General features: G+C 56.4%; 22 protein-coding genes and 4 tRNA genes. 8 read left to right on the forward strand and 18 right to left on the reverse strand.

Going from position 1 to position 24,532, the window contains the following annotated elements:
* The first annotated feature begins 686 nt into the window (after positions 1-686).
* Together HUW52_RS21185 and HUW52_RS21190 are read left to right on the forward strand one after the other, a co-directional pair.
* Positions 687-1,064 (forward strand): hypothetical protein, encoded by a 378-nt coding sequence (locus tag HUW52_RS21185; RefSeq protein ID WP_175554820.1) that lies wholly within the window; start codon positions 687-689, stop codon positions 1,062-1,064.
* Between the two features lie 15 nt (positions 1,065-1,079).
* Complete coding sequence (locus HUW52_RS21190) at positions 1,080-1,622, forward strand: hypothetical protein (protein ID WP_175554821.1); 543 nt, start codon at positions 1,080-1,082, stop codon at positions 1,620-1,622.
* Positions 1,623-1,749: 127 nt separating this feature from the next.
* Here HUW52_RS21190 and HUW52_RS21195 read toward each other — a convergent pair whose 3' ends face one another.
* Positions 1,750-2,517 (reverse strand): OfxX fusion product, encoded by a 768-nt coding sequence (locus tag HUW52_RS21195; RefSeq protein WP_116657255.1) that lies wholly within the window; start codon positions 2,515-2,517, stop codon positions 1,750-1,752.
* 168 nt (positions 2,518-2,685) lie between these two features.
* Between HUW52_RS21195 and HUW52_RS21200 the strand changes: the two genes are divergently transcribed.
* The 5 genes from HUW52_RS21200 (at position 2,686) to HUW52_RS30440 (ending at position 5,679) form a co-directional block, all read left to right on the forward strand.
* Positions 2,686-2,916 carry a helix-turn-helix domain-containing protein gene (locus tag HUW52_RS21200; protein ID WP_116657254.1) on the forward strand — a complete coding sequence of 77 codons (231 nt, stop codon included), beginning with the start codon at positions 2,686-2,688 and terminating at the stop codon, positions 2,914-2,916.
* Between the two features lie 559 nt (positions 2,917-3,475).
* Positions 3,476-4,030, forward strand: coding sequence for a tyrosine-type recombinase/integrase (locus HUW52_RS21205; RefSeq protein WP_175554822.1), 555 nt, complete (start codon positions 3,476-3,478; stop codon positions 4,028-4,030).
* A 456-nt stretch (positions 4,031-4,486) separates the two neighbouring features.
* Positions 4,487-4,918: a hypothetical protein gene (locus tag HUW52_RS21210; RefSeq protein ID WP_175554823.1), complete on the forward strand. Its 432-nt coding sequence runs from the start codon at positions 4,487-4,489 to the stop codon at positions 4,916-4,918.
* Positions 4,915-5,268 (forward strand): hypothetical protein, encoded by a 354-nt coding sequence (locus tag HUW52_RS21215; RefSeq protein ID WP_175554824.1) that lies wholly within the window; start codon positions 4,915-4,917, stop codon positions 5,266-5,268. Before HUW52_RS21210 ends, HUW52_RS21215 begins: the two co-directional genes overlap by 4 nt.
* A 192-nt stretch (positions 5,269-5,460) precedes the next feature.
* Positions 5,461-5,679 carry a hypothetical protein gene (locus HUW52_RS30440; RefSeq protein ID WP_256667860.1) on the forward strand — a complete coding sequence of 73 codons (219 nt, stop codon included), beginning with the start codon at positions 5,461-5,463 and terminating at the stop codon, positions 5,677-5,679.
* 176 nt (positions 5,680-5,855) lie between these two features.
* Here the strand turns inward: HUW52_RS30440 and HUW52_RS21220 are convergent, their stop codons facing one another.
* The 3 genes from HUW52_RS21220 to HUW52_RS21230 all read right to left on the reverse strand — a co-directional run bounded on the left by HUW52_RS21220 (position 5,856) and on the right by HUW52_RS21230 (position 9,080).
* Positions 5,856-6,818, reverse strand: a complete 963-nt coding sequence (locus HUW52_RS21220; RefSeq protein ID WP_175554825.1) for an HNH endonuclease — start codon at positions 6,816-6,818, stop codon at positions 5,856-5,858.
* An 81-nt stretch (positions 6,819-6,899) separates the two neighbouring features.
* Complete coding sequence (locus HUW52_RS21225; RefSeq protein WP_175554826.1) at positions 6,900-8,327, reverse strand: hypothetical protein; 1,428 nt, start codon at positions 8,325-8,327, stop codon at positions 6,900-6,902.
* 676 nt (positions 8,328-9,003) lie between these two features.
* Positions 9,004-9,080, reverse strand: a tRNA-Val gene (locus tag HUW52_RS21230).
* Between the two features lie 183 nt (positions 9,081-9,263).
* Between HUW52_RS21230 and HUW52_RS21235 the strand changes: the two genes are divergently transcribed.
* Positions 9,264-10,547 carry an FAD-binding oxidoreductase gene (locus HUW52_RS21235; RefSeq protein WP_175554827.1) on the forward strand — a complete coding sequence of 428 codons (1,284 nt, stop codon included), beginning with the start codon at positions 9,264-9,266 and terminating at the stop codon, positions 10,545-10,547.
* A 47-nt stretch (positions 10,548-10,594) separates the two neighbouring features.
* Here the strand turns inward: HUW52_RS21235 and HUW52_RS21240 are convergent, their stop codons facing one another.
* The 14 genes from HUW52_RS21240 to accD all read right to left on the reverse strand — a co-directional run bounded on the left by HUW52_RS21240 (position 10,595) and on the right by accD (position 24,347).
* Positions 10,595-11,566, reverse strand: a complete 972-nt coding sequence (locus tag HUW52_RS21240; protein WP_016984545.1) for an XdhC family protein — start codon at positions 11,564-11,566, stop codon at positions 10,595-10,597.
* Position 11,567: 1 nt separating this feature from the next.
* Positions 11,568-12,803 carry a cytochrome c gene (locus HUW52_RS21245; RefSeq protein ID WP_175554828.1) on the reverse strand — a complete coding sequence of 412 codons (1,236 nt, stop codon included), beginning with the start codon at positions 12,801-12,803 and terminating at the stop codon, positions 11,568-11,570.
* Between the two features lie 2 nt (positions 12,804-12,805).
* Positions 12,806-13,345 carry a (2Fe-2S)-binding protein gene (locus tag HUW52_RS21250; RefSeq protein WP_016984543.1) on the reverse strand — a complete coding sequence of 180 codons (540 nt, stop codon included), beginning with the start codon at positions 13,343-13,345 and terminating at the stop codon, positions 12,806-12,808.
* A complete protein-coding gene (locus HUW52_RS21255; protein WP_175554829.1) occupies positions 13,338-16,169 on the reverse strand; it encodes a xanthine dehydrogenase family protein molybdopterin-binding subunit in 2,832 nt (943 codons plus the stop codon). Before HUW52_RS21255 ends, HUW52_RS21250 begins: the two co-directional genes overlap by 8 nt.
* A 503-nt stretch (positions 16,170-16,672) precedes the next feature.
* Positions 16,673-16,749, reverse strand: a tRNA-Asp gene (locus HUW52_RS21260).
* A gap of 93 nt (positions 16,750-16,842) precedes the next feature.
* A tRNA-Asp gene (locus tag HUW52_RS21265) sits at positions 16,843-16,919 on the reverse strand.
* A gap of 55 nt (positions 16,920-16,974) precedes the next feature.
* Positions 16,975-17,050: transfer RNA gene (locus HUW52_RS21270), tRNA-Val, on the reverse strand.
* Positions 17,051-17,218: 168 nt separating this feature from the next.
* Complete coding sequence (locus tag HUW52_RS21275) at positions 17,219-17,995, reverse strand: SDR family oxidoreductase (protein WP_175554830.1); 777 nt, start codon at positions 17,993-17,995, stop codon at positions 17,219-17,221.
* Complete coding sequence (locus HUW52_RS21280) at positions 17,992-19,203, reverse strand: O-succinylhomoserine sulfhydrylase (protein WP_175554831.1); 1,212 nt, start codon at positions 19,201-19,203, stop codon at positions 17,992-17,994. Before HUW52_RS21280 ends, HUW52_RS21275 begins: the two co-directional genes overlap by 4 nt.
* A gap of 73 nt (positions 19,204-19,276) precedes the next feature.
* Complete coding sequence (purF, locus tag HUW52_RS21285) at positions 19,277-20,782, reverse strand: amidophosphoribosyltransferase (RefSeq protein ID WP_016984539.1); 1,506 nt, start codon at positions 20,780-20,782, stop codon at positions 19,277-19,279.
* A gap of 41 nt (positions 20,783-20,823) precedes the next feature.
* Entirely contained in the window at positions 20,824-21,384 is a 561-nt protein-coding gene (locus HUW52_RS21290; RefSeq protein ID WP_007913461.1) for a CvpA family protein, read from the reverse strand.
* Between the two features lie 98 nt (positions 21,385-21,482).
* Positions 21,483-22,139, reverse strand: coding sequence for an SPOR domain-containing protein (locus HUW52_RS21295; RefSeq protein WP_016984537.1), 657 nt, complete (start codon positions 22,137-22,139; stop codon positions 21,483-21,485).
* Complete coding sequence (folC, locus tag HUW52_RS21300; protein ID WP_175554832.1) at positions 22,123-23,430, reverse strand: bifunctional tetrahydrofolate synthase/dihydrofolate synthase; 1,308 nt, start codon at positions 23,428-23,430, stop codon at positions 22,123-22,125. Before folC ends, HUW52_RS21295 begins: the two co-directional genes overlap by 17 nt.
* Positions 23,427-24,347 carry an acetyl-CoA carboxylase, carboxyltransferase subunit beta gene (gene accD, locus HUW52_RS21305; RefSeq protein ID WP_016984535.1) on the reverse strand — a complete coding sequence of 307 codons (921 nt, stop codon included), beginning with the start codon at positions 24,345-24,347 and terminating at the stop codon, positions 23,427-23,429. Before accD ends, folC begins: the two co-directional genes overlap by 4 nt.
* Positions 24,348-24,532 lie beyond the last annotated feature (185 nt).

The following is a 24,532-nucleotide window of genomic DNA, read 5'->3' on the forward strand; positions in this document are numbered from 1 at the left end:
CACACCTGAAAGGAAACTTACCCGCAAGCACAAACTGAAAAGGAAAGCAACTTTATTTGCATGAAGGTATTGACTACCACAACTTCTGTGTTAATATTAAACAGTGAAAGAAACACATTCAAACATTCTTCAGACCACCTTCCAAAAACACCAAGTCTGCAGCAACCTAGTAAGGATCTATTCCTTTCCTTACTGAGTTGTGTATTCCTGTTTCCGATCCAGAGCAGATGATCGGTGAACCCCGTTGCACCAGATCGCAAGTTAAGTCGAGATTTCGTGCTTGAAGGTCAAAGTTCTAGGCCAGGGAATGCAGCGGAAGCTGGCCACTAATCAAACTGATTTGCTCTGCAACAGAGCAATAGTGCACTTACCCATAACGAGTGCACACGCTAGAAGCACGAATCGCCCGTAACCGCCAACATGAGCTACGGGCTCTTTTTGTCTCGAATAAAAACCAACATACATTCAGAGGTATCTATGGCACAGCGCCGACCACTTCGCCTACGGACTTGTGAGTCCTGCGGCCGCAACTTCTACAGTCGTAGTTCACTCAGCAAGTATTGCTGTATCGCTCATCAGGTCAAAGAATGGAGAGCCCGCAATAACTTTACGCTTGCCGAACTAGAGCAACAGTACATCGCCCAAGAGCTTAAGAAAGCCAACCCATCAGCACAGGAAAAAACACAGTGACTATCAACATCTGGCTCGAAGTAGACAAGAGCAATGGGGCGATCATGTCCTACTACCTACACTTGCCCACAACCTCATCCAGCAAGTTCGACTACATCGAGGCCACCCAAGATGAATTGACCTACTTGAACGCTCTTGAGGAGGCAGTATTTCCCCAAGGAACTATAGCAACAATCAGTGACCTATCAGAGCACCGGGCAAGGGTACGAACGGCAAAAGCTAACGCCGCCAAGACACCAGTCAAGGCAGCCTACAAGCCTTCAAAGAAGCCCCAGAAGCCCGCTGACAAGGCAAAAGACACCAACGCACCAGCGAGCAAATCTAACGCAAAGGAACGCTTTATAGCGGCCCTGAAACAGCGTCGCTCACGTTAGTAATCGAGAACAAACATGACAACACAGTATAACTACGGCATCGACACCGTTGAGTTCTTCAAACACACCGAGCAAGAACTTCAGAAACTAACCAAAGACAAGGAGACGGCCTACTTCCGGCACTGCACTTCACTGGCCTACCCGCAACAAGGCGTAAACGTAGCCTGGGTAAGTGAGAAGCCTCTAACCGCAGCTCTGAACGAGCTGGCAGGATGGATGATCGCGGGTTACACCGTTGTAACTTCCGTAAGCCAGCCGTTGTATCTCAGCGTCAATCTACGAAAGCCACAGAAAATGATCGAGGATGACCTTCTTATCGTTGCAGATGAGGCCAAGGCTGAATACGCAGCCAGCCGCTATGCCCGCAACGTTGCAGAGACGCGTCGCCAGATGGAAATCACCATCACACGACGTGCGAGGGAAGCAGCAGTGGAAGCAGCCAAGGTTGCAGCGGTTCACCAAGTGTCCGAGGAAGAGTTTGCCCTTGCCGACCTGTTGAAGGCCTACCGCAAACCGCCTAAGACCAAGGCTACCAAGTCCGATGAGGTGGCAGCGTGAAGCCAGAACAATTCAAGACTCACATCGAGTCAGACTCAAGGAAGACCTAATGCCAGCAGCAATGGTTGCGGATGTAACAGGCTTGTAACAGTGGCGTCCATCGCAGTCCACGCCCGCATCGGAACGGTCAGTCAGCAGCGATCCCCTTAGGCAAGTGATCACCGAAGATTTCTTCCGGTATTGTGCCGCCCATGTCCCTCATGATCCTCAAGAAACTGTCGACGGCGACCAACCAAGCGTCGTGCGTCCAGACGGGTGCAATCAGGTTCGAGTTCAGGTTGCCAATTGGATTGAGTAGCAGCCTCGGGCTCTTCCATGAAGCTGCGAACAACGACAGCTTGCCATCGACAATCGAAAACTTTGGTAACGGCTTCAACTCGCCTTTGCGTGGACCGTGCGGCTCTTTGGGCTCGTGGCTATGCCAACTTACCCTGATGGCATCATTGAATCTATCAACCAGCACCTGCGGTTCCGACGCCAGCAGCTTTGACGTTAATTCGTTTAAGGCACCGAACGCTATTTGAGCTTTCGTTATCTGGACAGCTTGAATCTGACGCTTGCGATTGTACTCAGCAAGCTCCTGGCGATCTCGCTCAGCTAGTTGATTCGCGCGTTGGCGCTTTGCCTCACGAACGGCATCCCGGCGTTGCTGAGCTTCTGCAGTCAGGGCTGGTTTGGCAATCGTTCCGGACTGAGCGGTAATCTCTAGAACGAGTGGATGATGACGCTCATCCACGATAGTCAGCAAATCCCCGTCTGTATCGTAAGGGGTTAGATACAAGTTGGCTCCGTAAAACTTCGCACCCGGCTGGAGGGACTCCAGCACCTTCACCGCCTCGTCCAAGGCCTTTGCCAACTGCTCTTGAGTAATTTCACCTTTGATCTTCAGTCTCACGCTGCGATTCCTTAGCGTTCATTCGCCTGTGCGGCTTGCCGAGCCCCCACCAGACTGACAACTCGCTATGCAAGCGGCGCCTACGGGCAATGGGCAGACCGACTGATCGGCCCCGAATGTCACGATTAGTGTGTTCACGATTACAGCACATGGACCCAGCATTGGGGAATGCCTGCACCACTACCCTCCCCAGCGCTTCAACACCAGTTCGGCACCCGTATAAGGGAGCTGCGTGTCGCCATGAACATGAGTCAGGAAGCGTTCGCTGACAAGTGCGGCTTCGCAAGGACGTATATGTCCCGCATTGAAACTGGTGGTGCCAACCCTTCTATCAATGCCATCAAGGTGCTCGCGGATGCTCTGGGCGTCAGCATCTCGGATCTGTTTGAAGGAATGTAAGACAGGGCAGCTCCCGAGGAGCCTTACAAGTAACTGATCAGAACTAACCAACACCTAATCCCTCGCTGGCGTCCGTCCGAGCCCCAGCACCACTCCCCCCCCCTGCCAAAGTCCCTATTTCAGAGGCCCAAGCTACATTAGGGTCAAGCGAAGTCTCCTCGACACGCATTTTCCCGCCGTATACGGCAGATTTACTTACACCAGTCTGATTACAGCACCAGCAATCGCCGGACCTGCACTACAGCGGGGCGGCATCGCCGGATCATCCTGCACTACACACCCAACGCCCTGCACGGCACTTGCAAAGTAGTTGCACACCATGACGACACCGCTACGGTCAGGGATAAGGGGCACCTCCACGGCCAAGGCGGAGGAGGACAACGAAAAACCCACACCACAAACGGACTTACGCGTCTGCTCAGGTGCAGCCGCAGCAACGATCTAATTAACAGAATGGTATTGTGTTAATAAGCCAGCCCTCGGAAACACTGGACTTTACTTGAAGAGGCATGCTCTAATTAACATATCAATGGATAAACCCATGGGGTGTTAATTAGAGATGAACATCGTAGAAGCGGTGAAAACAGAGGGCGAAGCCGAAACCATCTCTCGCAAACTGACTAAGAACGCCAGGGGCAATCCCCTGTACGCCGACATCTGGCGGTTCGGTGTCAACACAGCCCTTCGCATCAGCGACTTACTCAGCCTCACCTTCGGGGATGTGCAAGGTGACAGGCTGGTGATCAAGGAAGGCAAGACCGGGAAGACCCGCATCATTGACCTGAACAGTTCTGTTAAGACCATCGTAGGGCGCCGCAGGGCTGCTCACCCCACGCACACGTACCTGTTCGAGGTAGACAGCAACCGGGCCAAGGGTAAGCCAGTAAGCCGCGTCTCTGTGGCCAACGCCTTCAAGGCCGTAGGTGAGGAAATGAGCCTGCAACTCGGCACTCACTCTATGCGAAAGACTCGCGGCTGGCTGATGTACAACGGCGGGGTGTCCATCGAGAAGATCTGTAAGGTACTGAACCATTCCAGTCCCGCCGTTACGATGGCGTACATCGGCATCACCCAGGCTGAAGTCGACGCCACTTACCATGAGTTCGTGTTCTAGGCGCTGTAGGGCCCGATAGCGTGACATCAGGCGCCTGCGGGCGGCTTTTTCGTGCCGAACATATTTTGAATTCGTAGCCACTGACATCGTGGTAACACGGCAATGGCTCTTAACCTCGACCCACACTGTGCGGGATTCCCTCGTTTCGCCAGACACCTTTCTGATATTTCCATCCGCAGATTCACGGGTGATGTCCACCAAGGGTGGGTTCAAAAATTTAAAAGTGTGGGGTTAAGGAATGCACACCGCTTGACCAGCAAGCTAAGTACCATGATCGGTAGAGAGCTGCCCATTGCTGCCACCGGCTACAGGCAGAAATCGACCCAAAACGGACCTTTAATAGGGTGCGAAAGCAGACGGTCGTTTGAACTGCTGCGATTCATAATTCACGAGGCATCGCGCATTGCGTCCGGCCTTGATACGCTAGGCCCAGTTTATTGAGGATGGATTATTTACATGGCTAACGATCAGCCAGATGTCGAACCGCAAGAGCCATCAGAAGAGACCATAGTAGGTGCTGTCAAAGGAGCTTCGAGCAGAAAGTCCTTCGCGAAATTACGTCGGGAGCTGAGTGATGACGAGCTTTCGTCCCCGGCTGTGCAGCGAATGCTGATTGATGAAATAGAACGTCTGGATAGTGAACGAATAGATCTAACTGTTTATCGCGAAAAATTCCATATTACAGATAAAAAATCTGCAATATTTGAAGAGCGCTTTAAAGCCAAAATTTCAATTGAGATTATTCATATAGCATGTGTAACTGTGGGGGCCGCCGCACTTGGCTTTGCACCTTCAATATGGACGACTCAGCCAACTGCAATGATGATCGTTGTTTTTGGCTCAGTTCTGATCATCGCAGGCTTGGCTGCAAAGGCAGTTAAACCATGAAACTACGAGTTCTCAGAATTGCAGATGCAGGCGATCTTAACAAAGAACGCATCGTGATGAAGGCGGCATCTACCTTAGATGTAGGGGAGTACCTTATGATCAAAGTAAGTACTTTCGAAGAAAAAGTCACAACTGACGTAAGTGCTACGTACTGGTTTCCGGACAAGGAAGTTAGCCCTGGCGACTTCGTCATCCTTTACTCAAAAAAAGGCAAAGATAATGAAAAGCCCTTTAAAGAAGTGAAGTCTCACTTTTTTTATTGGGGACAGGCGGAAAGTCTATGGGACAAAGATGATGTGGCCCCTATTCTTTTGAATGCGCCAGAGTGGGATACGCTGCCAAGCGAATAATCGCAGAGTATCAATAAAACGCTCAACGAAGGTTGAACGCTCCATCGGCCATAAAATGCCGGTGGAGTTCAATCGGCAAATGGATGATCAAGTCAGTGCAATTACCTAGGTGTCAGCGGATCTGGAGAAATGGCTCCAGCCAGCGGCGAGTTCAGCTAGTCTTCCCGCACCAGTCACTCAAGGACGATACCCATGCCAGATAACTCTGAAGCCAACATAACCACAGCGGACGCTCTCACACTTCTCCTGCACAACCAGCACGCCATATGTGCGGCAATTGAAGAGGTCACCAAGTGGCTCTCAGAGAACGGAGTCGGGAGCGTTGCCGCTAATGCAACAGCGGCCATGGAGACGCTGGACCTGAATGCTCAAGCGATCACAGACGCCATCTTGCGGCTACGGCGTTCATAGCATCAGACAACTCCCTCGCCCTGTAGCCCTGTAGCCCTGTACCGCCTACTAAGCGATCCAAGCGCCCAGGGTGGTTTATTTTTCTTCCTGCGAATCCGGATCGCATCATGAGTTGTACGGCATAAAATCCATCCGACAAAGCTACCGTGACAGCCGCTACACAGAAAGCTGACTCGCTACACTACCAGGCCAACACAGGCGACCTGCACACCATCAAGCTCTGGGTAATGCTCTAGCGCTCCTTCTACTAGTTGTACATATCCATCATCCGAGATTCGAAGTAGCCCAGCATCGTAGAGTGCATGTAAGTCCTTACGCATCAATAAGCCATCACGGATATCGTTGTGCCCATCGCGCCACTTTCGACCACGCCGATGAGCCGCATCTAATGCCTGAACGACAGAGCACCCTGTAATCACACATCGTCCGTTATACGCAATAAACAGTTTTCGCCTGAAGGACGCTTGTTCGGGACGGACCTCCACACTACAAAATTTTGCAGCACGATCTTCTAACGAATCGGAATCTGACAAGCCAGGAGCAGCATTCCCATCCCCCGCCCCAAAAGATTTCGACGCAGCTACAGGTGTTTGAATAAAACTCTCAGCCCAATTGTCAACCGAACCATACTGACTTATTAGATAGGAAAGTTTGAAAGGATCAGCAAGCTTCGTTGAACCCTGAGGACTTTTCTTATAAAAGGCTCCAGAGGGATCTATCAGCTTAGAAAACTCCTCAAAACTCAGATCAATTGGAACCGGCTTTTCGAGCAGGTAGGGCAAATATTTTTCTGAATCCCAAAACGCTTCCGATACACTTGAGAAATACTCAGGATCAACTTTCCCGCTCACCCTTGCGACCCAACGGTAAGCATTCTTCCAGTCTTTTCGCTTGCCAGCAACATCGGTAGTACAAAAGAAGCAGGTATCCCCTATCGCAATGTCCGCAATCTTCTTCCGATTTCCACCCTTCGGAGTATCTGGAAAGCCCCAGGCGTAAAGATCACCAGACGGAAGACTAACACTGCTAGGTATTAGTGCTCGCCGTGCAGCCGAGATCGGCGAGCTCAAGGTTTTACTATAGTTATCAATGGATGCCTTATCTAACAACCCACCAGCCGCAATCATCCAAACTGCCACAATTCATCCCCCAACAAAATTCCGAAAAACTGCAACATCTACTCAGCGAGAGCGATCAGAGGCAGTAATAATCTAAAGATGTCAGCGCTTACTAGCTGAAGCCCGCCGATTGCCGTCAACCAAGAAGATCTTAGATGTCTTCTCTCCTCGCTCTATTGCCGCAAGCCTAGATCTTTGTACTTCGGCGTACTTCTGACCAATCCCACCGACATCGACCACCAAGTAAATGCCATGATCGGTATCATCGGCCTTTTTATATATCTCCAATTGCTTTTCATATCCATGCAACAGAGTATTCGTTGAAAGTTTTATCTCTACCAGTACACGAGCATTAAAGCCTGAAGAAAACTTGAAATCTACGGGTCCGTTACCAGCATCCGCCTCGGGAGTGACATCCAAATTATTAGCCTTGCAATAAGAATACGCCACAGTGAAGAACAATCGCTGAGCGGCCTTCTCTTTCCTAGGCTTTTTATCATCGGTCCAAAGTTCCTTCCAGATGCCCTTGTTTTCGATGAGATCTTGGAATTGAAGAATTATTTCTTCAACCAGCTTGACCGCTTCTTCTGGAGAGGATGGAGAACTAGACCCTTTAAATTTCAGCGGGTGCTCTTGTGCAATTCTCGTTAACCTTGCCCAAAAAACCTCACCGTTTTCGTCCTTCGCAAAGTCATAGGAGTCCTTCGGTACCTCTCTGAGCATCTCTAGCAGTTGTTCAAACGACTCTTTGCTCGACAAGGCCGCCGCCTTAACCCGCGCCTTATCCTTCCTACTCATCGTGGCCCAAATATCACCGATTCTACCGCTCACCCGCTCCCGCAGATCTTCGTTAGCCTTGACTGCACGTGAAATATCACTCCAGTCAGTTGCGATTGGAAGATCACGCACAATATCCGTAGGAACAAATAACAACGGGTCATTCGTGTAAGGATTTATCGGCAGAACCTCCTTACCACCCACTACATCAAATTCCCTAGACGGAATCCCGAGTTCTTGGTTCACCCGCTGAGTCAATTGAACAAGATCTTTTAGAATGATATTGGTTGTCATATCGCTTATACGATCGGCACCAATTCCCTCTTCGAAAAGTGAAAGCCCCATAAAGAAGTCGACATCAGTGATACCTAGCTTAACAATTTCCGATGCCGTATCTAGTGCATGAGCAGCCAGCTCTTTTCCAAACCCCGCTCCATGCACTGAGGAGCTATAACCAAGACAAGTCCAGCTTACCTCGGAAAACTTAAATAGCTTTTCAACTTGTCGCCATGGCACATCGCCCTTCACTTTCGAGGCGATGAGTAGCTTAACTATCCATTCAAATCGTTGTTCGTAAGCAGTCACAGCCCCTGTGTTTATCTCTGGATGAACACTTTCCGCCAGCAGGAGAGGATCGATAAACAAATTGGTATCACTTGCCAACTGAGTGTCAATTATCCCCAGCTCGAATAGACGATCTGGATCAATTCCAAACTCGGTACTGATTGTTGCAGGGCTTTTAATTGTTGCCATATCCCGACTCCATTCGACCCAAAAGTAAATCCTTTCAGTGGCCAGACGAAAGCAGAGTGCCACCAGCGATCTCAATCATGGCAGAGCGCTCGTGCGGGAAGCAAGGTGATATGGGGAAACGAGGAAACGAGGAAACAGCTCAGAACAACCTAGTGACAATAGATCATGTCAATAAGGCTTAATGGATGCACGTGAACGAAATGAGATGAAGGTGGGAGAAGAACAGGCAGCACTCAGGCCGCAGCGGGGGTAAGTCTTTCGCAATGCTGGATGCTTGGAAATGATTAGCTTGGTGATAGCATTCCCGGGAACGTGCACCACTTAGGTGTACCTTAACGCTGTCACACTTCGAGTTTTTAGGCTGATAGATCCTTGAATAATCAAGGACTTAAAGATAGGAGGCGACCCCAGCAGCCACACCCCGGCACACAGTATTCCCGCTGTGGCTGGCCGCTATCACATCACACGTTCACCAAACCACATCGAACACAATGCCCCATCCCCCCCCACGACATGCATAAGAATCGCAGCCCAGAAAAGGGTTTTTAGGCGTTCACATTGCCCAGTGTGAATGAACCCTATATTTTGTGAACGTTCTGCAAGAAATCCAACGCAACAAAAAAGGGCCCACCTTTCGGTGAGCCCTTCCAGACCGCCCAGCAGAGCGGATTTTGTTTGGTAGGCGCGATTGGACTCGAACCAACGACCCCCACCATGTCAAGGTGGTGCTCTAACCAACTGAGCTACGTGCCTGCTGTGAGGCGGCATTCTACGGAATTCCGGAGGGGTGTCAACACCTTTTTTTCACCTAAGCCTATGAATATGCAAAATATTTAATTTCCGCCCTGCGAGGAAGATTTTCCGGTGGCTGGCGGAGGTTTTTCAACTCGGGTAGGATCGACGCACTCGTAAAATATATTAAACAGAGGCTGCAGGATGGCGAACACCCCTCACCCAGAGTCTTATTACGCTGCGTCGGCCAATGCCGTACCACCCCGCCCTGCCTTGCAGGATGATGTGGAGACGGACGTCTGTGTGATCGGCGCCGGGTATACCGGACTGTCCTCGGCGCTGTTCCTGCTGGAAAACGGGTTTCGCGTCACCGTGCTGGAAGCAGCCAAGGTCGGTTTCGGTGCCTCCGGTCGTAATGGCGGGCAGATCGTTAACAGTTATAGCCGTGATATCGACGTGATCGAACGCAGCGTTGGCCCCAAGCAAGCGCAATTGCTAGGTCACATGGCATTCGAAGGGGGCCGGATCATTCGCGAGCGGGTGGCCAAGTACAACATCCAGTGCGACCTGAAGGACGGCGGTGTGTTCGCCGCGTTGACGGCCAAGCAGATGGGCCATCTGGAATCGCAGAAGCGCCTTTGGGAGCGTTTCGGTCATACGCAACTCGAACTGCTCGATCAACGCCGTATCCGCGAAGTGGTGGCATGCGATCAATACGTCGGTGGCATGCTCGATATGAGCGGCGGCCACATCCATCCGCTGAACCTCGCGCTCGGCGAAGCGGCGGCGGTCGAGTCCCTCGGCGGCACTATCTATGAACAATCGCCTGCCGTGCGCATCGAGCGCGGCGCCAATCCGGTGGTACATACACCGCAATGCAAGGTCAGGGCCAAGTTCATTATCGTCGCCGGCAACGCCTATCTCGGCAATCTGGTGCCGGAACTGGCGGCCAAATCGATGCCATGCGGCACACAAGTGATCACTACCGAGCCGCTAGGTAGTGAGCTGGCGAAAGCGCTGCTGCCGCAGGATTACTGTGTTGAGGACTGTAACTACCTGCTCGACTACTACCGCCTCACGGGCGACAAGCGCCTGATCTTCGGCGGCGGCGTGGTGTATGGGGCACGGGATCCAGCGAACATCGAGGCGATCATCCGTCCGAAAATGCTCAAGGCCTTTCCGCAGCTCAAGGATGTGAAGATTGATTACGCCTGGACCGGAAATTTCCTGCTGACCCTGTCGCGTTTGCCACAAGTTGGACGCCTGGGCGACAACATCTATTACTCACAGGGTTGCAGCGGCCACGGCGTGACGTACACGCACCTGGCGGGCAAAGTATTGGCTGAGGCTTTACGCGGTCAGGCCGAACGCTTTGATGCGTTTGCCGATTTACCGCACTATCCGTTCCCCGGCGGGCAACTGTTGCGCACGCCGTTTGCCGCGCTGGGTGCTTGGTATTACGGCTTACGCGACAAATTCGGGATGTAAAAAAGGGCCGCTGAACAGCGGCCCTTTTTATTCAACACTGAACGGTTTCAGAGCTGATCCCGAGCAATCCCGCTACGGATGCGCAAGATATCCGCCAGCACAGCCAGCGCGATTTCTGCCGGCGTCTTGCTGCCGAGGTTAAGACCGATCGGCGCATGAATCCGCGCCAGCTCACCCTCCCCTAAACCACCAATCCGACGTAACCGTTCGAAGCGTTTCTGCGACGTCTGCTGCGAACCCATCACGCCAATGTAGAACGCTTCAGTGCGCACCGCCTCCATCATCGCCAAGTCGTCGATACGTGGATCGTGGGTTAGCGCCACGACCGCCGTGTCGCGATGGCAACCGCCGTCGGCAATAAACACCGATGGCAATTGCCGACGAATTTCCACGCCATCCAGCACAACGCCTTCGAGCACTTCATCGCGCGGATCACAGAGAATCACCTCAAACCCGAGGCCGACAGCAAACTCGGCACACGCCTGCGCCACGCTGGAGTATCCGGCGAGCAACAAACGCTGGGCCGCGCCAACACGAATGCGCACCCGATCAATCTCACGCTCGATCCGCGCACCCTGCTCGCGATCAGCGAACAAACTGCGCGCACCGCTGGCCAGATCGACCTCGCGAATCAAGCGCCGCTGACCAAGCAGCGCCGACTCCAGTTCACGCAAATGCGCCTGTACTTCGCAGTCGGCGTCAAATTTCTCTACCAGCACATCGAGAATGCCGCCACAGGGCAGGCTGACCCGCGAACGCGGATCGTCGCCCTCGCCGTAACGCACGACATTGACTGCATCGAGAAACGCACCTTCGGCGACGCGCTCAAGGAAATCTTCCTCGACGCAACCACCCGATAGCGAGCCGATCCACTGTCCGCCATCGTTCACCGCCAGCAGCGAACCCGGCGCACGCGGTGCCGAACCGTAAGTCGTCAGCACGGTGCAAAGCCAGATGCGCTGCCCCGCCACCGACCACTCCAGCGCGCGGCGCACCACTTGTAGATCGAGATGCTGCATGTCAGTGCGCCTTGTGCTCGATGGACGGTGCGTCGTCTTTCAGCTTTTGCACTTCGCTCACTGCCAGCTCGGCGGACTGCCCACCCCACCCTTGACGCAGGTAGTTGAGCAGATCGGTCAGCTGTTCAGGACTGAGCTTGTCGGCGAAACCCGGCATCGGTTGCATGTGCTCGAAGCCGGAGAACTTCTGCTCGCCGATACCGTCCTCGATCACCCGCAAAAGATTGCGCGGGTCTTCCAGGCGCAGCGTGGTGTTGCCGCGCATGGCCACCGCGATGTGCGGCTTACCTTCGCCCCCGACCGCGTGACAGCCGGCGCAGACGTTCAGATATTCCTGACGGCCGCGTTGGGCACTGGCACTGAGTTGCTCGACGGGCACTTCAACCAGTGCTTTCGCTGCCGGCGGTTTGTCGCCGAGCAGGAAGGTCGCCATCGCCGCCAGATCGGTATCGTTCAGGCCTTGGGTGCTGTTGTGGAACACCGGGAACATCTCGTTGAACATCGTCCCCTGCGCACTCATGCCATGCTTGAGGAACGTGCCCAGATCCTGCTCGTTCCAGCCGCGCGCGGCCAGATCAGTGGCCAGCAGGCTCGGCGCCAGGTAGCCATTGAGGATGCCGCCGGTCAGGCGCTTATCCAACTGCATCGCACCCGGCAGACCGCGCGGGGTGTGGCATTCGCCGCAGTGACCGAGCACCTCGACCATGTACTGGCCACGCTTCCAGGCTTCGCTTTTGCCTTCCGCCGACTCCAGCTTCAGGGCTTTGCCGTACATCATGTTCCAGCCGATCAGACCCGGACGCACGTTGAACGGAAAGCTCAGGCTGGTGACCGGGGCTGCACGCTCGATCGGCTCGATGGTTTTCAGGTACGCATGGATCGCGTCCGAGTCTTCACGCGGCATCAGGTGATACGAGGTGTAAGGCATCGCCGGATACAAATTGGCGCCATCACGACGCTTGCCCTCGGTCAGCGCAACGAAAAACTCATCATCATTGTACAAACCAATGCCGTGCTCTTTGCTCGGCGTGATATTGGTGCCATAGATCGTGCCGAACGGCGAGACGATCGGCAGACCTCCGGCAAATGGCGCGCCGCCCGGTGCGGTGTGGCAAGCCATGCAGTCGGCGGCGCGGGCGAGGTATTCGCCGCGCTTGACCTGATCATCGGCGTGGGCAAACAACAGCGGCGCAGCGAGGCCGACCGCCAGGGTCAGGCGAGTCAGTAAAAGCTTCATGCTTAACCCTCCTTGACCAGGCCGAGATCGGTCAGCACGTTGCGGGTGGCGTTGTAATAACGCACGTACCCGGTGCAACGGCAGACGTGATGGCCGAGGCTGTCCTCGATGACTTGTTCGAGCTTGCTTTGCACGGTCGGCTGGCGTTGCAACTTCTCGACCAGCACGGTCGCGGCGTTGACGAAGCCCGGTGCGCAGTAGCTGCACTGAAAAGCGAATTCGTCTACGAAGCGCTGCTGGATCGGGTTCAGTTCGGTGACCTGGCCCGCCTCATCACGCTTGGCGTGAGCTTCGATCGTGCGGACTTGCTTGCCTTCGAAATAATGTGCGCCGGTGATGCAGGTGCGCACTTCTTCGCTGGTGCCATCCGGGTTATCGACGATCACCACGCAGGCGTGGCAGATGCCCTGCCCGCAGCCCAGACGCGAGCCGGTGAGGTTTTTGTATTCGTGCAGGTAGTCGATCATCGGCAGGTCATCAGGGATGTCCACCGGGCCGACGGATTGACCGTTGAGGGTCAGTTGAAGCGGACGGTTAGCCATTGAGGGCCTCCTTGATGCGCGCAGCAGTGATAGGCAGATCGCGAACACGTTTACCGATGGCGTGCGCCACGGCGTTACCGATGGCACCGACAATCGGGATCATCACCACTTCGGCGATGCCTTTGGACGGGTCGCTCGGCGACAGCGCCGGGAGAATCTCCGACGTCTGCTTCCATACGGCAACGTGACGCGCCATCGGCAGACGGTAACGGTTGAAGTTCCAGTCACCCTCCCCCGGCCCGCCTTCATACAGCGGCATCTCTTCCATCAAGGCGTGGCCGATGCCCATGGCGATACCGCCTTCGAGCTGGCCCTTGACCAATTCTTCAACCAACACGCGACCGCACTCGACCCACGAATGGTGGTTGAGCACTTCGACTTCCGCCGAGCCCTTGTTGACCTTCAACTCGACCAGCGTGGCGACCGGGCTGTAGTAGGTCACAGCAGCGTTGTTCAACTGCACAACCGGGTAATTGATGTTCTGGCGATCCAACAAGTGGAAACCGGACGTGGTCATCAACGCCTTCTTCGCTTTCGGCGCGCCGTCACCGTACTTCACCGCCAAACCGTCGAGCGGCAGGCGTTCGCGCACGCCGTCGATGCTGTATTCGGCTTCAGCCCAGCTCCAGCGGTTGAATGCGTGAACGGTAGCGCCGGTCACCAGACCACGCTCGTGAGCGTGTTTGGCCAGCTCTTCGAAGGTCAACGGCTGCATGCCGTTGGCGGTGAGTTTGCCGTCGACCCAGTGCGCATCTTCGCGACGCACGACGTAAGGGTTGGCTTGACCGCCATAAGGACCCTGACGCCAGATCTCCATGGCCGCTGGCCACAAACCGTTGTTGAACAGCACGCGCGCCGCTTCACGGGTGGCATGGCTGAAGTAGTACGCCGAGTTGGTCGCGGACGAAGCCGATGCCAGCTTGCCGACCCAACGCGGATTGCGCAGCAGGTTGTCCTGCTCGGCCTGACTCATGATGTAAGGGTTGCCGCTGGTGATCAGCTGCATTTCCTTCCATTCGGTTTCGCCGGTCTTCACTTCGTGCGCCGGGCTGCCGAGGAAATCGGCCACGACCAAGGCTTGCGAGGTGGACATGCCGGTACCGATTTCAATGCCGATATGGCGCAGAGTGATGCGGCCGTCTGCGGTGAATTCGATACTGGCCATTGGCGCTTCAGAACCGGTGCCGAAGTCTTTCTGGCAAATGGCAAAACCAACGCCGTACCAGTTGTCCGGGTCGGCGGCTTCGCGCTGCTTCTTGATCGCGTCGCGGTTTTTCCAGACTTCGTGCACCGAGGCTTTGTCGAGAATTTCATGCAAGCGCAGAGCACCGGCCGGAATCGCGCCCTGAGTATTTTTCATGCCCGAACGCAGGGCGTTCTTGCGACGCAGGTCGATGGCATCGACACCGAGGCGATTGGCGATTTCGTCGACCATCATTTCGGTCGCTGCCATGCTTTGCAGGGTGCCGTACCCGCGCATCGAACCGGCCTCAACACCACGCGAGTGATAAGCGGTGACTTGCAGATCGTTCTGCGGCATGTAGTAGATCGATTGCGCCGCCGTGGCACCTACTGCTGCTACGGAGGGGCTGTAGTTGATTCGGCCGCCACCGTCGACACTCATTTCCGCGCGGAAAATCTTGAAGGTGTAGTCATTCTTATCCACGGCCAACTGGTAGCGGATGTCGAACGGGTGGCGCTTGATGCCGCTCTGGAATTGCTCGTAGCGGTCGTTGGCCAGACGCACCGGCACACCGGCGCCGTATAGCGCAGCAAGGGCTGCGTAGTAGACGAAGATGTTATGGTCTTTGGAACCGTAACCCACGGTGTAACCCGGGTGCATGTTGAGGTTGGCCAGGCCGAAGCGCGACGGCGAGATCATTTTTGCGGTCTCGGTCGCAGCTTCCAGTGGGCACTGGGTGGCTACCACGAAGTGCAGGGTCTTGGTTTTCGGGTCGTACCAGCCGTTGCCGTTGTCCGGCTCCATCGCGGCCGGTTCGATCGACGGGGTCTTGTAGCGCTCGTCGAACACCAGCCAGTTGTCTGGCGGCGTATCGATATCTTGCTTCATGCGGTCGGCGTAGAACAGGCCGCGCTCGGTCAGGTTGCCGTGCAGGTTCGGCTGGGAATTCCACACCGGACGACGGTTCTTCAGCATCGGAAAGAGGATCGAATCCTTGAGGCTGGCGAATTCATCCTCGTCAGCCGAGGTCGCGCCACCCACACGTACGTAGCGGAAACTGCCATAGGGGTCGCCTTCGTAGAACGGCACTTGGGCACCGTAACGAATCGCTTTGTCATTGAATTTGAGTTTGTTCTTGGCCTGACGGAAACGCTCGAAGTCGTTCCAGATCAGGATTGCCACCGGGTGACCGATGAACATCGGCACCTTGCCTTCTGGCAGCAGTGGATCCGGTGCGTGTTCTTCCGGGAAGACAATGCCGTCCTTGTCCAGGTCAGCGGCGGTGACGATTCGGTCAGGCTGCAGGTCGGCGCCAAGCCACGACAGATCGTAGCCGTCGTAGATGCGGTCGGCCTTGATGGTTTTCAGCAACATGGCGTGGCCTTGCTGTTCGGGCCAGCCCGGCATGTCCTTGGAGCGGATGTCGCGGGCAAAGACCTTGCTGCCGCAGACTTTGGACAGTGCGTCGTTACGCTGACGCGCCTTGCCGTTGTTGCCGAGCCACTTCTCGGACGGCACGGTGACAGTGTTTTCCATCAAGGCAGCCAGCGCCTGACTGCTGAGCGGCGTGAGCGTGACGCTCACACCCGCCACCAGCCCGCCCTGGAGGAACGAGCGCCGGGATATATCACGGTTGGACATGGATCATCCTCTGGGCGGTTATGTGTCCGCCCTTCTGGTTATCTACTGGGGAATCTCGAGTCTTGCAGAAGCCCTCTTTGGCTAAACAAAGGGCGTGTTGACAGTGCAAAGCTGACCGAAAGGTTAACTTTAAAGGTTTCTGCGCTCGCAGCAAACAACCAGTTACAAAAATTTGACTAAAGAATCAAAAAATCAATGCGACGTGGCACCGCATCTAGACCGCAGAGATAATTGGGCATGCCCATGTGGGAGCGAGCTTGCTCGCGAAAGCGTTGTGCCAGCCGATGCAAATTTTGAATGTGCCGACGCCTTCGCGAGCAAGCTCGCTCCCACAGGGATTTGTGTAGGGCACAGGATGGAGGGGATAGAAGAAAAAAGCGGAAAAGCCAAATTTCAGACACAAAAAACCCCGGTCTTTCGACCAGGGTCTTTGCTATCGATTCCGAACCAGCCAATGGCTGGTTTCGGTGCTTCAAGGCGTTCAGTGGTCCTTGAAGCAGATATGGCGCAGCGGACGGGACTCGAACCCGCGACCCCCGGCGTGACAGGCCGGTATTCTAACCGACTGAACTACCGCTGCGTATCGCTTTGAGCTTTCGCTCAAGTAACTCGTTTTGACTGCAGGCTTCGGTGCTTTGCAATCGCGAACCAGACAAGTCTGACTCGTAAAATATGGCGCAGCGGACGGGACTCGAACCCGCGACCCCCGGCGTGACAGGCCGGTATTCTAACCGACTGAACTACCGCTGCGCGTCGGTGCAGGCACTTTCAGCCTACGCTCTTGCTTACGCAAGTCTCTCGGGAGTGGTGGGTGATGACGGGATCGAACCGCCGACATTCTGCTTGTAAGGCAGACGCTCTCCCAGCTGAGCTAATCACCCGTTTGCATCTCCGAGGCCGCGAAATTTACGCAGGTAGCGAACCTAAGTCAATAGCAGGATTGAAGTTTTTCTAAAAAAGACGAAATTGAGTCATTCTCGGGAAAAGTCAGCAACCAGAAGAACGCTATCGCGAGCAGGCTCACTCCTACAGGATCGCAGCTTCGCCTCCTACTCTGTGTAAATCATCTTTTTCGTCATGCCGCCATCGACGACGAATTCCTGCCCGGTGACAAACCCGGCATTCCTCGACAGCAACCAGGCGACCATCGCCGCTACGTCTTCAACCGTCCCTACCCTGCCCGCCGGATGCTGGGCATGATCGGCATCCGCCAGCGGCTCAGCCCGACGCGCAGAAGGATCTCGCGCATCGATCCAGCCCGGGCTGACTGCGTTGACGCGAATCTCCGGCCCGAGGCTGATCGCCAGCGCATGCGTCAGCGCCAGCAAGCCGCCCTTGCTCGCCGCATACGCCTCGGAGTCGGCCTCCGACTGCCGGGCACGGGTCGAAGCCAGATTGACGATGGAACCGTTGTGCGCACGCAGATACGGCGCACAGTGCTTGGCCAACAACATCGGCCCACTGAGATTCACCGCCAGCACGCGATTCCAGTACGCCAGATCAAGGCTTTCCAGGGTGATGTTGTGTGGATCAGCCACCGCCGCATTGCACACCAGTGCATCGAGACGACCAAACTGCCCCAGCACCTCGGCAACGCCCAGCGCTACTTGCCCTTCATCCGCGACGTCCATGGCGATGAACCAGGCGTTTTCGCCCAGCACTTTCGCCACTTTCGAACCGCGCGCACGATCCAGATCCGTCAGCACCACTTGCCAGCCTTCGCTGATCAGCCATGCCGCAATTCCCAGACCGATACCGCGCGCAGCACCCGTGACCAACGCAACGCGGCCATGGGTGCCTGCTGTTGGCGTCGACAACTCGATCACAACGCTGCCAGACCGCGCGCCAGATCGGCTTGCAGGTCAGCTACGTCTTCCAGACCGACCGCGATGCGGATCAGACTGTCGCGAATGCCCGCCGCTTCACGCTCCTGCGGCGCCAGACGGCCGTGGGAGGTGGTGCTCGGGTGCGTGATCGTGGTTTTGCTGTCACCGAGGTTGGCAGTAATCGAAATCAACCGGGTGGCATCGATAAAGCGCCACGCGCCCTCTTTGCCGCCCTTGACCTCAAAGCTCACCACTGCACCAAAGCCCTTTTGCTGGCGCTGGGCCAACTCGTGCTGCGGATGACTCTTGAGACCGGCGTAATGCACCCTCTCAATGCCGTCCTGCTGCTCCAGCCATTCAGCCAGTTCCTGGGCATTCGCGCAGTGCGCCTTCATCCGCAGGTTCAGGGTTTCCAGACCTTTGAGGAAGATCCACGCATTGAACGGGCTCAGAGTCGGGCCGGCAGTGCGCAGGAAGCCGACGACTTCTTTCATCTGCTCGCTGCGACCGGCAACCACACCACCCATGCAACGACCCTGGCCGTCGATGAACTTGGTCGCCGAGTGCACCACGATATCTGCGCCCATTTTCAGCGGCTGCTGCAACGCCGGGGTGCAGAAGCAGTTGTCGACTACCAGCATCGCGCCTTTGGCGTGGGCGATTTCCGCCAGTGCGGTGATATCGACCAGCTCTGCCAAAGGATTGGACGGAGATTCGACGAAAAGCAGCTTGGTATTCGACTTGATTGCCGCGTCCCAACCCGAAAGGTCAGCCAGCGGCACGTAATCGACTTCCACGCCAAAACGCTTGAAGTACTTCTCGAACAGGCTGATGGTCGAACCGAATACGCTGCGCGAGACCAGCACGTGATCGCCAGCACTGCACAGGCTCATCACCACCGCCATGATCGCGGCCATGCCGGTGGCGGTCGCCACGGCCTGCTCGGCGCTTTCCAGCGCGGCAATGCGCTCTTCGAACGCACGTACGGTCGGGTTGGTATAACGCGAGTAAACGTTGCCCGGCACTTCCCCGGCAAACCGCGCGGCCGCATCGGCAGCGGTGCGGAACACGTAGCTGGAGGTGAAGAACATCGGATCACCGTGCTCGCCTTCCGGCGTACGGTGCTGACCGGCACGTACGGCCAGGGTATCGAACGCTACGCCTTCGAGGTCGCTGTCCAGCCGACCGGCATCCCATTCCTGACTCATGCTGTCACTCCTTGCCCTGTTCGCAAAAATTGAAATTCAGATACAAAACCGGCCCCTCAGGGCCGGTAGAAACTCAGTTGTTGTACAGATCGATGATCGCACTGACCGCCTGGGTCTTGACCTTCGAGGCATCGTTGCGTGCCTGCTCGATCTTGTCCAGATAGGCCTCGTCGACATCGCCGGTGACGTACTTGCCGTCAAACACCGCGCAATCGAAGTTCTCGATCTTGATCTTGCCGCCACCGACCGCTTCGATCAAGTCAGGCAGGTCCTGATAGATCAGCCAGTCAGCGCCGATCAGGTCCGCCACGTCTTGAGTGGAACGGTTGTGCGCGATCAGTTCGTGGGCGCTCGGCATGTCGATGCCGTAGACGTTCGGGAAGCGTACCGCCGGCGCGGCCGAGCAGAAGTAGACGTTTTTCGCGCCGGCTTCGCGGGCCATCTGGATGATCTGCTTGCAGGTGGTGCCGCGCACGATCGAGTCGTCAACCAGCATCACGTTCTTGCCGCGGAATTCCAGCTCGATGGCGTTGAGCTTCTGGCGTACCGACTTCTTGCGCGCCGCTTGGCCCGGCATGATGAAGGTACGGCCGATGTAACGGTTCTTGACGAAACCTTCGCGGAATTTCACGCCCAAGTGGTTGGCCAGTTCCAGTGCCGCGGTACGGCTGGTGTCCGGAATCGGGATAACCACATCGATGTCGTGCTCTGGACGCTCGCGCAGGATCTTCTCGGCGAGCTTCTCGCCCATGCGCAGACGGGCCTTGTAGACCGACACGCCGTCGATGATCGAATCCGGACGCGCCAGGTAGACGTGCTCGAAAATGCATGGAGTCAGGGACGGGTTGGTCGCGCACTGACGTGTGTGCAGCTTGCCGTCTTCAGTGATATAGACCGCTTCGCCCGGTGCCAGGTCGCGAATCAGGGTAAAACCGAGCACGTCCAGCGAAACGCTTTCGGACGCGATCATGTATTCGACGCCTTCGTCGGTATGACGCTGGCCGAACACGATCGGGCGGATGCCGTGCGGGTCACGGAAACCGACGATGCCGTAGCCAGTCACCATGGCGACTACTGCGTAGCCGCCGACACAACGGTTGTGCACGTCGGTCACGGCGGCAAACACGTCTTCTTCGGTCGGTTGCAGCTTGCCGCGCTGGGCCAGCTCGTGGGCGAACACGTTGAGCAGCACTTCCGAGTCGGAACTGGTGTTGACGTGACGCAGATCGGATTCGTAGATCTCTTTGGCCAACTGCTCAACGTTGGTCAGGTTACCGTTGTGCGCCAGAGTGATGCCGTAAGGCGAGTTGACGTAAAACGGTTGGGCCTCGGCCGACGTCGAGCTGCCCGCGGTCGGGTAACGGACGTGGCCGATACCCATGTGGCCGACCAGACGCTGCATGTGACGCTGTTGAAAGACGTCACGCACCAGGCCATTGTCCTTGCGCAGGAACAACCGGCCATCATGGCTGGTGACGATACCGGCAGCGTCCTGGCCGCGGTGCTGGAGCACGGTTAGCGCGTCATACAGCGCCTGATTGACGTTCGACTTACCGACGATACCGACGATGCCACACATGCGACGCAACCCCTACTTAATGGATCTGAACTGAACAACACTCACTGAGGCGTTTTCGCCGACGGCAAGAGTTGCTCCTTGAACGGAATATCAGCGGGTACGCTGATTCCGCTGGCAAGCCACTGACTGCTCCACCCGAGTATCAGGTTTTTGGACCAGTCGGCGACCAATAGAAACTTTGGCACGAGCTGTGATTCTTTCCACCACCCGTCCTGCTGTACCGGCCCCAGGCTCAATAGCCCGACCGCCACGACCACCAGCAACACGCCACGCGCTGCGCCGAAGGCCATGCCGAGGAATCGATCGGTCCCGGACAACCCGGTGACGCGAACCAACTCGCCGATAAGATAATTGATCATTGCGCCCACGATCAGTGTGGCGACAAACATGATGGCACAGCCCGCGATCACGCGAGCCGATGGGGTTTCGATGTATCCGGCGAGGTACTCGGACAATGAACCACCAAACATCCAGGCGACGACTCCTGCGATGATCCAGGTCACCAGCGATAATGCTTCCTTGACGAAGCCGCGGCTCAAACTGATCAAAGCGGAGATGGCGATGATTGCAACGATCGCCCAGTCAACCCAGGTAAATGGCACAGTGCAGCCTACAGACGGATAAGGCGGCGCATTTTAGCAGAGCGCATGCCTCTCGGTAAGCTGCGATTGTCAGTGCATTTCAATCGAGGCGATAGTTTTTAACCGCGCTCGGGCTGGAAGCGCACAACAAAACCCTTGAGGTTCTGCTGACGACCCAACAGATCACGCAGACGATCGGCTTCGGCACGCTCGATCAGCGGACCGACAAACACCCGATTCTTGCCATCGGCGGAGCGGATGTAAGCGTTATAGCCCTGACTGCGCAGGGTCTTCTGCAGGCTTTCGGCGCTGGCACGACTCGACAGACTGGCCAGTTGCACCGACCAGCTCACCGACAGACCGTTGGCATCGACGCGGCTTTGCGTTGTGTCCGGCTTGGACGAGGACGCAGTGATCGGCTGAGCAGGCGCAGGAATCGGCTTGGCCACCGCCGGCGGCGCAACAGGCTTGGTGATCATAATGGGCGCTGTCGGTGCCGGCGCCGTCGCAACGGGTGCGGTAGGCGCCGTCTCTTCTGCGACTTCTTCATCCGTCGGCACAGGTTCTTGCGGCAAGGTTTGTGGCTCAGGCACGGCCACCGTTTCCATTTGCACTTGCGGCATGGCGGGTGCTTGCGGAGCGGCCGGCGCCTCAACGGTCACCTGACGCTGCTCATCCTGACGCGAAAACAGCATCGGCAGGAAGATCACCGCCAGCGCAACCAGCACCAAAGCGCCAACCATGCGCTGCTTGTACGCTTTATCCAGCAAAGCCATTTGCCGCTTCCTCCGTGGAGCGCCGGGCCAGCCATTCAAGGGCCTCGGCGACACAATAAAATGATCCGAACAACAGAATCTCGTCGTCACTGGTGGCTACTGCGCACTGCCCTTCCAGCGCAGCGGCGACACTGTCGTAAGACGTGACGGCGGCACCAAGGTTCTGCAATGCCGCGTTCAATTCAGCCACCGGACGGGCACGCGGCGAATCCAGCGGGGCAACAGCCCAATGCTCGACACTAGCATTCAATTCACTGACAACACCATCCAGATCCTTGTCCGCCAGCAGACCGAACACCGCCAGACGCTTGCCGACCGCTGGCCGCGAGGCCAGACGACGGGCCAGATACTCGGCGGCATGCGGGTTATGGCCTACATCGAGCAACAGATTCAGGCGCTTGCCATTCCACTCGAAGGAACGACGATCCAGCCGACCCACCACGCGCGTCGCCTGCAACGCCGTCACGATCTGCTGAGCTTCCCACGGCAAATCGAGCAGCAGATACGCCTGCAACGCCAGCGCGGCGTTTTCCATCGGCAGATCGAGCAGCGGCAAATCACGCAATTCGACAACCTGGCCTCGCGCATCGGTACCGCGCCATTGCCAGTGCTGATCAGTCATCCCGAGGTCGAAATCACGCCCAAGCAAAAAGAATGGACAAGCCAGTTCACGCACCTTGTCGAGCAACGGTTGCGGAGGATTCAGATCGCCGCACAAGGCAGGCTTGCCCTGGCGTAAAATTCCGGCCTTTTCGAAGGCCACGGATTCGCGGGTATCACCGAGATAATCGGCATGATCAACACCGATGCTGGTAACCAGCGCGATATCAGCATCGACCACGTTGACCGTATCCAGACGCCCGCCCAGCCCGACTTCCAGCACCACAGCGTCGAGTTTTGCCTGTTGAAACAGCCAGAACGCCGCCAGAGTGCCCATTTCGAAGTAAGTCAGAGAAGTGTCGCCACGCCCGGCCTCGACCGCAGCAAAGGCTTCGCACAGCTGCGCGTCAGTGGCTTCGACGCCATTGAGCTGCACCCGCTCGTTGTAACGCAGCAGGTGCGGAGAATTGTAGACACCAACGCTCAGACCCTGCGCACGCAGCAATGAAGCCACGAAAGCGCAGGTCGAACCCTTGCCGTTGGTGCCGGTGACCGTAATCACCCGAGGCGCCGGCTGGCCCAGCCCCATGCGGGACGCTACCTGTTGCGAACGCTCCAGGCCCATGTCGATGGCCGACGGATGCAACTGCTCAAGGTAGGCGAGCCATTCGCCAAGGGTGCGCTCGGTCATAGGCCAGCAGGTACCGGTGGAACCACGATTGGCTCGATTGGCGCGGCGACGAATTTCGGCGTCGGCTTGCCAGTCATTTGTGCCAGCAGGTTACCCAGACGCGGGCGCAGTTCCTGACGGTGGATGATCATGTCGATCGCACCGTGTTCCAGCAGGAATTCACTGCGCTGGAAGCCTTCCGGCAGCTTTTCACGCACGGTTTGTTCGATAACGCGCGGACCAGCGAAGCCGATCAGGGCTTTCGGCTCACCGACGATCACGTCACCGAGCATCGCCAGACTCGCCGAAACACCACCGTAGACCGGGTCGGTCAATACGGAGATGAACGGGATGCCCTCTTCACGCAGACGCGCCAGTACCGCCGAGGTCTTGGCCATCTGCATCAGCGAGATCAGCGCTTCCTGCATGCGCGCACCACCGGAGGCGGCGAAGCAGATCATCGGGCAGCGGTTTTCCAGCGCGTAGTTGGCCGCGCGCACGAAGCGTTCGCCAACGATAGCGCCCATCGAACCGCCCATGAAGCTGAATTCGAACGCAGAAACCACCACCGGCATGCCCAGCAAGGTGCCGCTGACGGAGATCAGCGCGTCTTTCTCGCCAGTCTGCTTCTGGGCAGCGGTCAGACGATCCTTGTATTTCTTGCCGTCGCGGAATTTCAGACGGTCAACCGGCTCCAGATCGGCGCCCAGTTCGTTGCGACCTTCAGCATCGAGGAAGATGTCGATGCGTGCACGTGCGCCGATGCGCATGTGGTGGTTGCATTTAGGGCAAACGTCCAGGGTCTTTTCCAGCTCTGGACGATACAGCACCGCCTCGCAAGACGGGCATTTGTGCCACAGACCTTCAGGGACCGAGCTCTTCTTGACCTCGGAACGCATGATCGAAGGGATCAGTTTGTCTACTAACCAGTTGCTCATGCTTTCTTTCTCCAGTACCGGCGGCCCGAACGCTCTGGTTCGCAGCCCCGCGTATGCCCTTCAGCTAAATTCATGTGTGTGGCGATGGTTGATGGACAGCCACGGTCAGCGCGAAACATGACCTGCGTGCTATCCAGAAACCCTCAGCCGCGCCTGCTTTGTGCAAGTGCATTGATGGACGGCGG

The organism is Pseudomonas sp. 43A (assembly GCF_013363935.1).
Classification (GTDB): Bacteria; Pseudomonadota; Gammaproteobacteria; order Pseudomonadales; family Pseudomonadaceae; genus Aquipseudomonas; species Aquipseudomonas crudilactis.